This window comes from Streptomyces pseudoechinosporeus (genome assembly GCF_054783935.1).
Genome location: NZ_BAAGPS010000009.1, coordinates 498,505 through 510,283, shown reverse-complemented (window position 1 = coordinate 510,283; position 11,779 = coordinate 498,505). Strand labels below are relative to the sequence as shown.

At 70.2% G+C, this 11,779-nt stretch carries 7 protein-coding genes and 2 pseudogenes; 1 reads left to right on the top strand and 8 read right to left on the bottom strand.

Annotated elements, in window-relative coordinates; all coding sequences use genetic code 11:
• Positions 1-663: 663 nt before the first annotated feature.
• The gene (locus ACYVO6_RS13815) at positions 664-942 is read right to left on the bottom strand and encodes a DUF5372 family protein (protein WP_461060854.1); all 279 of its coding nucleotides are present in this window, start codon (positions 940-942) and stop codon (positions 664-666) included.
• A gap of 47 nt (positions 943-989) precedes the next feature.
• On the opposite strand from ACYVO6_RS13815, the pseudogene ACYVO6_RS13810 reads away from it, so the two are divergent.
• Positions 990-1,211 (top strand): annotated as a pseudogene (locus tag ACYVO6_RS13810) (integrase core domain-containing protein); the annotation flags it as partial.
• A gap of 85 nt (positions 1,212-1,296) precedes the next feature.
• Here ACYVO6_RS13810 and ACYVO6_RS13805 read toward each other — a convergent pair.
• The 7 genes and pseudogenes from ACYVO6_RS13805 to ACYVO6_RS13775 form a co-directional block, all read right to left on the bottom strand.
• A complete protein-coding gene (locus tag ACYVO6_RS13805) occupies positions 1,297-2,325 on the bottom strand; it encodes an aldo/keto reductase (RefSeq protein WP_461060852.1) in 1,029 nt (342 codons plus the stop codon).
• 79 nt (positions 2,326-2,404) lie between these two features.
• A complete protein-coding gene (locus tag ACYVO6_RS13800) occupies positions 2,405-3,748 on the bottom strand; it encodes a Gfo/Idh/MocA family oxidoreductase (RefSeq protein ID WP_461060850.1) in 1,344 nt (447 codons plus the stop codon).
• Positions 3,749-3,750: 2 nt separating this feature from the next.
• A complete protein-coding gene (locus ACYVO6_RS13795) occupies positions 3,751-4,752 on the bottom strand; it encodes a LacI family DNA-binding transcriptional regulator (protein ID WP_461060848.1) in 1,002 nt (333 codons plus the stop codon).
• A 364-nt stretch (positions 4,753-5,116) separates the two neighbouring features.
• Positions 5,117-5,485, bottom strand: coding sequence for an alpha-L-rhamnosidase C-terminal domain-containing protein (locus ACYVO6_RS13790; protein WP_461061383.1), 369 nt, complete (start codon positions 5,483-5,485; stop codon positions 5,117-5,119).
• 27 nt (positions 5,486-5,512) lie between these two features.
• A pseudogene (locus tag ACYVO6_RS13785) lies at positions 5,513-7,522 on the bottom strand (family 78 glycoside hydrolase catalytic domain); the annotation flags it as partial.
• A complete protein-coding gene (locus ACYVO6_RS13780) occupies positions 7,519-8,391 on the bottom strand; it encodes a glycoside hydrolase family 78 protein (RefSeq protein ID WP_461060846.1) in 873 nt (290 codons plus the stop codon). The pseudogene ACYVO6_RS13785 and the gene ACYVO6_RS13780, both read right to left, overlap by 4 nt.
• 17 nt (positions 8,392-8,408) lie before the next feature.
• Positions 8,409-11,759, bottom strand: coding sequence for a glycosylhydrolase-like jelly roll fold domain-containing protein (locus tag ACYVO6_RS13775; RefSeq protein WP_461060844.1), 3,351 nt, complete (start codon positions 11,757-11,759; stop codon positions 8,409-8,411).
• Positions 11,760-11,779: the final 20 nt, after the last annotated feature.

The window sequence follows — 11,779 nt, the reverse complement described above, 5'->3', positions numbered from 1 at the left end:
GCCGCAGCCCATCTAATGAGGTGCGCCCAATACGACCCACACGCGATCCGCCTCCGAGTTGTCCGCGACTGGCAGTCATACGGCAGGACCGGCCACGGATAAGGGCGTCACGGAGATCGCCCAGCCGATCCTCCACGACGTGTTATTCGGGTTCATGCGCCGATCCACCTCTCCGCTGCGTGCGCGGTCTCCGCGGCGGCGGCCTCGATCAGAGCGAAGTGGTCGGCGGCGACCTCCACCTGATCACCGACTGCCCAGGCGGGCCAGTGCTGACCGCCGTGATCTCAAGTTAATCCGTGCTATGCCATCGGTACGAGCCCGTCAGGGAACAGATGTCGGGAAACGATCAATCTGCGATCGGGAAATGATCTCTGACGCCCTTGTAGAGGAGCTGGTCGGACCCACTCGTGAACACCCGACCGCCTCGGGCCGCGGGTTGAGCGCCCGGAACTCCTCCAGCGCCGCCTTCTTGCCCGTCTGCCGGCTCATCGCGCCTCCCCGTCGATCCTGATGTCACCAGGATCAGACCGCCCACCGCACAGGCCAAGAGCGCAAAGACCGAGCAGAGGAGCAGAAGGCGCAGGTCACAGAGACTCCCGAGCCCTCGCACGCCCTCAGCAGCACCCGCGAGCGCCCCCGGCAGCGGCCTCAATCCCACGACGATCACGGCGCCATCCCCCCGACACCGCCCCGGCCACCGGACACCAGGGCGGCCACCAGATCCGCCAACTCGGCCAGATCCCCGGTCCGATACGGACAGCCCCCGCCGGCCGCCGCGACGAACACATCCACCGGCGCCATGTCGGTCCACTCCAGCGGAAACGAACACCTGCGGCCCTGCCCGTCGAGGACCAGCACCACATCCCCGCGCCACGAGTTGAGCCGCTCGATGAACTCGAAAGCCTCACCGCACCGGGGATGAAACGGATGGATCAGCCGCACACATCCATCGTCATCGCGGGGAACGGGCGCATTCGACGGTGATTGCCAACGCCCTGATGGAATCCACGATCGGCCTCTACAAGACCGAGCTGATCAAGCCGCAGCGGCCCTGGAAGACCCTGGCCGAGGTCGAGTTGGCCACCGCCGAATGGGTCGACTGGTACAACCACCGGCGGCTGCACGGTGAAATAGGCCACGTCCCGCCTGCAGAATACGAAGCGGCCTACTACCTGACAGCCAAGAAACCCCAGGTCACAACCAAGATCTAGAGTCTCCGACCTACCCGGGGCGGTTCAGTCTTGATCTTGGGGGATCTTGGGTCTGACACTCCCGGCCGGACACGGTCTGGCGCGGTCACTGTGCAGCTTCGTCGTGGGCGGCCGGCCAACTTCCCGACGGCCCGTCGCCTGGCACCGGCACCGACTCCGGCAGGAGGCCCTCGCTGCGCAAGTCGGTCCACATGGCCGCCGGAATGGGGTGGGCGAGCAAGGTGTGGGCGTCCTTGACCTCGTAAGAGGAGCGGGCGCCGAGGAGAACCGTTGTGACGGCTGGGTGGGTGAGGGCGAAGCGGAGGGCGGCTGCTCGCAGGGGGACGTTGTGGCGTCGGGTGATCTTCTGCAGGTGCAGGGCGCGGGTCAGGATCGCCTCGGGTGCGGGGGCGTAGTCGTAGGCGGCGCCCGGTTTCGGGTCGGCGAGGAGGCCGGAGTTGAAGACGCCCCCGATGACGACTCCCTTGCCCCTGGCCGCGGCTTCGGGCAGTACCTCGTGCAGTCCGTCCTGGTCGAGGAGGGTGTAGCGGCCGGCCAGGAGTACCGCGTCGATGTCGGTGTCGCGCAGGAAGCGGGCCGGCATCGCCGATTGGTTCATGCCTACGCCGATCGCGCCGACCATGCCCTCGGCGCGCAGCCGCTCGAGGGCGGGGTAGGCCTCGGTGAACGCCACCTCGGCGTGGTCGTCCGGGTCGTGAAGGTAGACCATGTCGACTCGGTCGAGGCCGAGGCGGTCGAGGCTTTCGTCGAGGCTGCGGCGTACGCCATCGGCGGTGAAGTCCCACACGCGGCGCAGAGCGGCCGACGCGTCAAAACCGGCGGATGCGATGGGGCTCCCAGTACCGTCCGGGCGTAGCAGGCGGCCGACTTTGGTCGAGATCGTGAACTCGTGGCGGGGGCGGGTGCGCAGCGCGGCGCCGAGGCGGCGTTCGGACAGGCCGAGGCCGTAGTGGGGTGCGGTGTCGAAGTAGCGGATGCCGACGTCCCAGGCGCTGTCGACGGCCGCGAGAGCCTCGTCCTCGTCGACGGGGGTGTAGAGGTTTCCGAGCGCTGCCGCGCCGAAGGACAGTTCGGTGACGGCAACGGAGCTTCTGCCCAGGGTGGCGCGGCGCATGACGCGGGGTCACTTTCCTTCCGAGCATGAGGGTCAGGGGCAGGGACGTAGTCGGTTGGGTGAGTGCCTGCGCACGGGGTCAGACCGGGGTGTCGAACAGGCCAGTCGTTGACACCGGAAGGCCGGTTCGCAGGGACTCGTTGCCGGCGATGCCGACCGCGAGCGCGAGCGCGCCGTCGCGGGCGGTGGCGCCCTTACCCGCGGCGGGCGTCGCGCCGTCGTCCGAGCCATCGCCCAGGGGGCCGAAGAGTTGCTTGAGCATGCGCAGGTCGCCGCCCCCGTGCGAGCCGGCCGCGATCTGGAAGGTCACCTCGCGCGGTTCCTCCCACAGCGGGCGCAGCAGGATGCGGGTGCGTCCCGGGTTGGCCATCACGACTCCGCCGTGCGCGGAGCCGCCGCGAGCGGTCGCGGTGCGCGGGGGCTGCCAGGTGTTCTCCTCGACCTCCAGTTCCAGGCGGCCCTTGGTGCCGTTGAACATGACCCGGTAGCCCTCCCACGGGGAGTACGCGGTCAGGTGGTACGTCATGGTGGCGCCGCTGTCGTAGCGGACCACCAGCGCGAGGTCGTCCTCGATGTCGATGTCGTCGCCGAACACGTTGCGGTCGCGGCGGTAGGTGTCGCCGGTGGCGTTCGCGTCCAGGTACAGGGAGGTGAGCGCGGGATCGTCGGCGAGGTGGATGGCGAAGGGGTCGTCGGCGGCCGCGGGCTGGACGTGGGCGTGCTCGTAGTCGCGGCGGACGCCCATCGCCTCGCCATTGGCGCGGCCATAGAACACCAGGCCGCCTTCGGCGTGGACGCGTGCAGGGGACGCGTTCAGCCACCAGTTGACCAGGTCGAAGTGGTGGCCCGACTTGTGCACGAGCAGACCGCCGCTGTGCCGCTTCTCGCGGTGCCAGCGGCGGAAGTAGTCGGCGCCGTGGCGTACGTCGAGGAGCCATTCGAAGTGGACGGAGCGCACCTCGCCGATCGCGCCGTCGGCGAGCAGCTGCCAGACCTTCTCGTGGGCGGGGTTGTAGCGGTAGTTGAAGGCGACGGAGAGGTCGCCGCCGGTGCGTTCGAGAGCGTCGAGGATCGACTTGCCCTTGGCGGCGTCCGTGGTGAGGGGCTTTTCCGTGACGACGCGGCAGCCTGCTTCGAGGGCGGTGGTGATGTAGTGGTGGTGGGTGGCGTCGATGGTGGTGACGATGACCTCGTCGATACGGTGCCGGCGCAGCAGGTCTTCGAAGTCGTGGGGGTCGGCGGCCGCTGCCTCGGGGCGGGCCAGGCCGGTGAGGATCTTGTTGTGGTGGGCGATGCGGGCGGGGCTGGGGTCGGCGAGTACCGCGACCTCGTAGTGGGGGCGGGCGCCGAGGGCCTTGGTGTACATCTGGGCGCGGTGGCCGGTGCCGACGATCGCGGCGCGCCGGGTGGTGGCAGCGGGCATGCTCAGGGTTCCTTCCATGGGGCGGGGCCGGTGGAACGGCGGACGATCAACTCGCTGTCGAGGGCGATCTCTTCGGGCTCGGCGGGCCTGGGTGTGTCGTGGCCGATGCGGCGCAGCAGGAGGTTCACGGCCCGCTCCCCCAGTACGTCGAGCGGCAGCCGGACCGAGGTGAGGGCCGGGGTGGACGTGGCGGCGAGGAGGATGTCGTCGACGCCGACGAGGCTGACGTCGTCGGGCACGCGCACACCGCGCTCGCTGAGGCGCGCCAGAACGCCCAGCGCGAGCAGGTCGTTGTGCGCAACGACGGCGGTGGCACCGGAGGCGAGCGCCAGGTCGGCGATCTGTGCTCCGGTGTGGAACTTCGGCTCGTGCGGTCCGAACTCGGTCAATTTCAGGCCGTGTTCCTCGCAGGCTGTGCGCACGGCGTGTGCGCGCTGTTCGGTGGACCAGGAGTCGCGGGCGCCGAGCACCAGGGCCAGGTGGCGGTGTCCGAGGGCGTGCAGATGGGCCACGGCCTGACGCAGTCCGTCGTCGGTGGGCACGAGGACCGACTGCACGCCCGGCACAGGCCGGTTCACGATGACGCTGGGTGCTCGCGCGACGATCTCGCCGATGCGTTCGGTGTCCATGCGGGGTGCTACCAGCAGGAGCCCGTCCACCTGCCGGGCGAGGGTGAGCGCCAACTCGTACTCGTCGTCGGGGTGTTCATCGGTGTCGGCCAGGAACACCGCGTAGTCCTTGTGACGGGCGCGGGCCTGTACGGCCTTGACGATCACCGCGAAGCCGGGGTTGGCGATGTCGGGCACGATCAGGCCGAGCGTGCGAGTGCGGCCCAGAGCGAGAGAGCGGGCGACGCGGCTCGGGGTGTAGCCGAGCCGGCCGGCCACGGCCAGAACCCGCTCGCGCGTCTTTGCCCTCACCTGCTCGGGCGAGGTGAAACAGCGGGCGACAGTAGACGGGGAGACCCCGGCCTCGGCCGCCACGTCCTCGGCGGTTGTGGTCATGCGCCCCCGTTCAGCACGGATCGACGGATCAGGTCGTACGCACGGTTTCGGCGGCGGCACACGGCGGTGATCGGCGGCCGGGCTCTGATCATCGGGAGGGGCGACTGCGCCCGCTCGGCTTCAGGACTGACGCGGTCGGCTGTACGGACCAGGCGTCGGGTCAACTGCCTTTCAGATGAGGACTCTTGCAGTCGTTCGCAGAGCGCGTCAATGCCCGGGGAAAGCGCTTGCCACAAGCAAGCCGCCCCCTCAGGCGGTCAGCGCAGGTCATGAGCTGGGCGCTCAGGCAGCCGAGCCGCTGCGAATTTCTGCGAGCGCCCGCAGAGCGGGGTGGCCCGGCACCGACGGGCCACCCCGCTCTCGCTCACCTTCCGTCAGCCGCCACCGTCGAGTTGAACGTCCACTCCCCCGAGCCCACCTCGTACACCGCAGCACCGTCCTGCATGCGGACGAACTCGGCGTCCCCGTTCACCTCGACGGCAGACGAGGCCGAGGGGACGTGGACCTCCGCCGTGGCGCCGGCCGGGACCGTCACTGCGAGGCGATAGCACGTGCCATCCAGGTGCCAGTCGGTGCGGACCTCGCCGTACGGGGTGGTGAACGAGCCCTTCGCCGAGGTCATCTCGCCCAGAAGCGCCGGTGCGATGCGCAGGTCGCGGTAGGCGATGCTGTCGGGCTGCTGCTGGATACCGGCGAGGCGGCTGGTGAACCAGCCGTCCAGTGCACCGAGCATGAAGTGGTTCTGCGACTGGCCGGGGCCGCCGTCCCAGGTCTCGCCGAGTGTGGTGTTGCCCGCCTTGACCTGGTAGCCGTAGCTCGGGCTTGTCGTCTGCGTGGCGATCTCGTAGACGATGTCGTCCCGGCCCGCCTCGGACAGCACCCGCAGGGCCGCGGGCAGGGAGATCTCCCCGAGGACGAGGTGGTGGCCGGCCGCCTTGATGCTGTCGGTGAAGTGGGCGAGGACGCGGTCGCGTTCGGAGTCGGGGATCGCACCCATGTCCAGGGCGAGGGCCTGCGCGCCCTGGCCTCCGCCGCCGAAGGTGCCGGTGGCCGGGTCGTAGAACTTCTCCGCGAGGGCCTTGGCCGACGCGTCCGCCTTGTCGCGGTAGAGAGCGGCGGCCTACTTGTCGCCGAGGACTTCGGCCGTGCGGCTCATCGCGTCGACCACGCGCCAGTAGCCGTAGGTGCCGGCGACCGCGCGCGGGAACGTGCGGTCCGGGGTGATCCAGTCGCCGAGGCCGTAGTCGAGGATGCCGCCGACGACCTTCTGCTCCAGGAAGGTCACGTACTGCTTCATCTGCGGGAAGTACGTGCGCAGCGTCTCCTCGTCGCCGTACGTGGTGTAGAGCTGCCACGGGACTAGGACGAAGGCACCGCCCCAGTTGGGGTCGTTGCGGTAGGCGCCGGAGAGTTCGACGTAATCGGGGACCGTGCTGGGGATGAGACCTTCCGGGGTCTGTGCGTCGGCCATGTCGCGCACGATCTTGCGCAGATAGGAGCGCATGTCGTAGTTGGCCGCGAGGGACGGGAAGACGAGCTGGTTCTGTTCGAGCCAGCCGAGCTTCTCCCGGCTCGGGCAGTCCGTGAGGATGCTCATCATGTTGCCCTCGATCGCGCGGCGGATCAGGCCGTGGACGTCGTCGAGCAGCGGTTCGGAGCTGCTGAAGCTGCCCGCGGAGGCGTTGTCCGTGCGCAGGACCTTGCCGCGTACCGACACCTCGGCGCCTTCGGGAAGACCCTTCAGTTCCAGGTAACGGAAGCCGTGGTAGCTGAACTTGGGGTGCCAGGTCTCGGCGCGGCCGCCGCCCTTGGTGGTGTAGCTGTCCCACAGGGGTGCGCCGACATTGCTGACGGACTGGAAGGCGTGGCCGTCCTTGAGGCTCTCGGCGGGGTGGATGCGGACGGTGGTGCCCTCGGGTGCGGTGACGGTGACCTCGGGCCAGCCGGCGATGTTGCGGCCCAGGTCGAAGACGCGGCTGCCTTCGGCGCCGTCGATCTCCTTGCCCTGCAACGTCTCGATGACTCGCACCGGTTCGGTCTCGCGGGCGCTCAGTTCGGCCGGTTCCTGGGTGCTGCCCGCGCGGCCCACCTCGGTGGCGCCGGTCCATCCGGTGCGGTCGGCGCCGGGTGCGTCCCAGCCGGTCTGGGCGCGGCGTGCGTCGTAGTCCTCGCCTCCCTACCAGTTGGACGAGGTGGTCGCGCCTAGTGTCGTACGCCAGTCGCCGTCGGTGGCGACGCGTCGTACGCTGCCGTCGGCCAGGGTGACCTCCAGCTGGGCGATCAGCTTGGGGTCGCTGAAGTTGCCGTACCACTTGCGGTAGCGGTCCGCGGTGCTGACGACGTTGGATGCGCCGTTGCCGAGCTCGACGGCGAGGGTGTTGGCGCCGCGCTTGAGCTGCTTGGTGACGTCGTACGTGGCGTACTGGACGCGGTCGGCGAAGTCGGTGTTGGCGGGCTCGAGGACGGCGTCGCCGACCGGCCTGCCGTTGAGGCGGGTGTCGTGGATGCCCAGGCCCGCGACGTACAGGCGGGTGCTGCGCACGCCCTTCGGCAGGGTGAAGTCCTTGGCGAACAGCGGCAGTCCGGACGGCAGATAGGGCTTCGGCGGCTTCTGGCCGGTGACCTCGGCCGCCTTCGTCCACGGTCCGTCCGCCGTCTCAGCGGTGGAAATGCTGTAGTCGACGGGGAAGTTGGGCACTTCGCCGGATGCGGTCAGAACGTCGGCACGCAGGTAGAGCACGACCTGGTCGAAGGACTTGGTCTCCTTCATGTCCAGGGTGAGCGTGATCGGCGTCCCGGACACGTCGGCGCTGTCGTGGGGTGCGCTCGCGTAGCCGGCTTCGCGGATGAGCGCGCTGTTCGTCTCGCCGTCGACGGCGAGTTTCGGCTCCCACACCTTGCGTACCTCGCCGCTCTCGGAGCGGTGACGGTGGCGCCGCGGGCGTGGTTGGTCTCGGGTGCGGTGGAGTCGCGGACCTCGATCTCGCCCAGCTGAAGGCGCCGTACGAGGGTCTCGGGGTCGGTCTCGGCGAGCGGCAGGCCCAACTCCGTGACGTTCAGGCGGACATGGCGGGCGCTGGTCCGTGGCAGATCGACGACCACGGGTTCGATCCGCCGCTTGCTCAGCCGCCAGTCGTCGTGGGTGATCCACTGTCCGGACCAGTCCTCGTCCCGAGTGAGGCCCGTCTCGAAGGCGGCGATGTCGCTCCATTCGGAGGCGGTACTCGCCGACCAGAGCTGGACCCGCCAGTACACCCGGTCACGGGAGCCGAGCGGCTTGCCTGCGTACACCGAGCGCGGCGCGGAGGAAGCCACCTGACCCGAGTCCCACAGGTCGGGCCTGTTCTGCCTGAGCCGCTCCGGGGAGGAGGCGGCCTGGATGCGGTAGGCGCTCTGCATGACGTCGCGGCCGTGCCCGGTGAGCTGCCAGGTCAGGTCGGGGGTGGTGTCGTCGATGCCGAGTGCGCTGCGCAGGTGCTGGGTCTGCAGGCCGGTGGCTTCGAGGCGTGCGGGCGCGGGTGCGGCGCCGGCGGGCAGCGCGGAGGGCACGACGGACATGAGGGCGGTCAGCGCGGTGGCGAGGACGAGGCCGTGCCGGGTGCGGGCGCGTCTCGGCGAAGCCGCGGTGTTGGCGGGCATGGGGATCTCCACAGGATTCAGGCGCGGGTCAGGTCGACGGTCAGGGGCCGGCGCGGCCTCAGGAACACCGGCCCGAGCAGCCCGGAGGGCAGGGGCTTCCTGCGTTCGTTGGCAAGGGTGTTGGAGACGCGTACGGCCACGTGATTGCTGCCTGCGCGCAGGGCGTCGGTCACATCGACGAGGTACGGGGTCCACAGCAACGGCGGGAGCACGGTGCCGTTGACCGTGACCTCGGCGACCTCACGAACTGTCCCGAGATCGAGGTACAGGCGGCGGTCGGCAAGGTCCGCGCGGTCGAGGTCGAAGTCCTTGCTGTAGGTCGCGCTGCCGGAGAACAGCGGGGCGATGTCGCTCCAGCTGGCGAGCGGCCGCACGACGGGTTCGGCGCCCGCCTGGCCGAGCGTCAGGGTCCAGTCGCCGTCGAGGGCGAGGGGCCGCAGCGTGTCGGTGACTTGGGCGGTGCCGCGGTAACGGCGGTGGGCGTGGCTGCCGGTCAGGGGCCAGGTGCCGGGGGCGTCGGCGAGGGCGCGTACGCGCAGGCGGCCGTCGTGGGCGGTCACCGAAGTGACGGGGAGGGTACCGGCGTCGGTGATGTGTGCGGGTTCGGCGTCTGCGGCGCGCAGGACCACGGCGCTTGTCTGGTACGGGCCGAGGCGCAGTGGCACCCGCACTCCGTCGCCGGGGCGTTCGGGGGTGCGGAAGACGGGTGCGGTGCCGGTCTCGCCCGTCTCCGGGTCCCACCACTGCGGCGTGCCGCGGGCCGGCAGCTCGGCCCAGGTGTCGACGGGTGTGGCGCTCTCGTTGTTGAAGAGGAAGGCGATGTCGTCGCCGCGTGTGGTGCGCAGGACACGGACGGCGGGTGCGGCGGGTTCGAGGACTGCGGCTCGTACGCCTTCCTTCAGGGTGACGGCGTCCAGGCCGTCCAGGTCGTCGACCCGGGTGACCCCTCGCTGGTCGAAGAGCTCCTTCAGGGCGCTGTCGAGCGCTGCGTCACGTCCGTCCGCTTCCCTGGCGGGCGGCGCTGCGACGGTCACGACGGTGCCACCCTCGCGTACGAAACGGGTCAGCGCGCGCACCGCGTCCACGTCGAGGACCGGGGTCTGCGGAACCACGACGAGGTCGTAGCGGGCCTTGCCGACCGCGAGCCGGCCGCCGCGGACGACCGCGGGGCACAGCAGGTCCGGGTCGCCGCTGAGCGCGCCTTCGTGGAGCAGGTCGAAGTCGACCTGGCCGCGCTCCAGGGCGAACGCGGTCTGGCCGAACGCCTCGTCCACGAGGCCCTGTTCCTCGGTGCCGGCGAGCTGTTCGGCGGCGCGCTGCGGCTGCAGCAGGGCGGTGCGGGCGGCAGAGGTGCCGCGGGCCAGTTCCATCACGCGGCCGATCCAGTCGGCGACCGGGCGCATCGCCCACCACCAAGGGGCGCGCGGTCCGAACGGCGGCGGAAAGTACACATGGGTCTCGTCGGTCCACAGCGCGTGCAGCACCGTGAGGTTGATGCCGCGCGTGGCGAAGGCGCCGAGCAGGGCGTGCACGAACTCGGGCGCCACCTGCCAGCCCATGTTGCCGAACGCCTCCATCAACGCCCGCTCGCGGCCCGTCTGGTGAGCCACCGACGCGGGGTTGCGCGGGTCCATGGAGGGTTCACCGGCCACGTATTCGGCCGTGATGCAGTCGCCGCCGGGCACCTGCGCCCACTGGTTGACCTTGTGCAGGTCGCCGGTGGAGGCGATGCGCTTGGACGGTGCGACCTCGTCGTACAGCGGATTGGTGATCAGGCGGACGCCGCGGTCGGCGTACCAGTGGGCCTGCTTCTCGAAGTACTTGGCGAACCGGTTGGAGACGGCCCGCCAGTAGCGTCCGCGCAGGATGCGGCCGCCGTCGCCGAGGTCGTCGTGAACGCACACATAGGCCTTGCCGGGTTCGGCGTCGACCTCGTCCAGTGCGGTGGCGAGCGTCGGCGACCAGGGCAGACGCTTGAAGGGGTGCGGCCCGGCGGAGGCGATGAACGGCTCGTCGTCCCAGAAGCCGGGGATGACCTTGCCGAAGTAGCGGCGGAAGCGGCGGTGGTACTCGCCGGGGACGGCGTCGAGGAACAGCTCGACCGGCTCGTCGTCCAGGAGGTCCAGATAGGCGCGGGTGTAGCCGGAGGAGTCGTCGGACAGGACGGCGCCGCCGAACAGGTCGATCTGCCAGCGCCCGGCGGGCACCTGCCAGGTTCCGTCCGCCAACTGGCCGGTGAGTTCGACGAGTTCGGACGCGTCCTTGCTGCCTGCCGGGCGGGCGACGGCGGCGGCTGTACGGGGTGCGCCTTCGGGTACGGGGCGGGTGTGGAAGTGGCCTGGGGCCGCCGGGTCGCTGTAGGCGGAGGTGTACAGGGCGGTGCCGTCGGCCGCGTTGACGGTGAGGTTGTCCCACAGGCCGCGCTGCCCGTCGACGGCGCGCACGCCCACGCCGCCGCGTGCGTGTGCGGCGTCGGTGACGGTGCCCTTGTCCTTGCCGTCGAGGGTGACGGACACGGTGGTGCCGCGTACGGAGACGGCCAGGGTGTGGGGCTTGGTGCGGTTGAAGCCGTCGGTGCGGGTGCTCTTGGCGAGCTGCTCGGAACTGCCGTCGGTGATACGGGAGATGGTGACCACACCGGTCTGGTCGAACGAAACGGCGTAACCGTCAGGGCCGGTGGTGGATGCGCGGACGACGAGGCCCGCCGCGACGAGTTCGGCCTTGACGTTCGCGGTGACGTCGTAGTCGGTCCAGTCCTCGCCGCCGCGCAGCACGGCGGTTCCGGCGAGTACGGCGGCGTCGGCGACAAGCTTCGCGGAGGTGATGGCGAGCCCGGTGGTCTCGGACAGATCGGCGCGTACGGGTCCTTCGACGATCGCGGTGGAGCGCCACAGGCCCTTGAGCCGCAGCTCGGGCCGGGGCTCGTAGGTGCGTGAGCCGACCTTGCCACCTTGGGCGACCAGATAGCCGGCGCGCCCGCTGGGGAAGTGGTTGTCGTTGAACAGCCACACCCGCATGCCGGTCCGCTCGGCTTCCTCCAGGACGTGGCCGACGACGTCGAACCACTCCTCGGTGAAGAAGGCGGGCTGCATCTCCTCGTTGTCGTACGGGAAGACGATGACCTCGTACATGCCCTTGTCGCGCAGCTCGGCGAGCTGGGTGTCGATGAGCTGGTGGGTGACGGGGCCGTTCCAGTACCAGTAGACGGCGGGGCGGCTGTCGCGGCGGGGGTCGGCGAAGACGGCGGGGCTGAAGCCGCGCGGCGCGGCGGCCAGGGCGGTGCCGCTGAGGGCTCCGCTGCTCAGCGCGGCGGCCGTCATCGCGGCGCCGGCGACGAACTGGCGGCGGGACAGGGGGAATCGAGGCATGCGGATGCTCACTTCGAATT

What these genes read in the sequence shown, in the direction of transcription:
- ACYVO6_RS13805 (WP_461060852.1), bottom strand. Translation starts at nt 2,325, where the DNA reads ATGCGCCGCGCCACCCTGGGCAGAAGCTCCGTTGCCGTCACCGAACTG.
- ACYVO6_RS13800 (WP_461060850.1), bottom strand. Translation starts at nt 3,748, where the DNA reads ATGCCCGCTGCCACCACCCGGCGCGCCGCGATCGTCGGCACCGGCCAC.
- ACYVO6_RS13795 (WP_461060848.1), bottom strand. Translation starts at nt 4,752, where the DNA reads ATGACCACAACCGCCGAGGACGTGGCGGCCGAGGCCGGGGTCTCCCCG.
- ACYVO6_RS13790 (WP_461061383.1), bottom strand. Translation starts at nt 5,485, where the DNA reads ATGCTCGGTGCACTGGACGGCTGGTTCACCAGCCGCCTCGCCGGTATC.
- ACYVO6_RS13780 (WP_461060846.1), bottom strand. Translation starts at nt 8,391, where the DNA reads ATGCCCGCCAACACCGCGGCTTCGCCGAGACGCGCCCGCACCCGGCAC.
- ACYVO6_RS13775 (WP_461060844.1), bottom strand. Translation starts at nt 11,759, where the DNA reads ATGCCTCGATTCCCCCTGTCCCGCCGCCAGTTCGTCGCCGGCGCCGCG.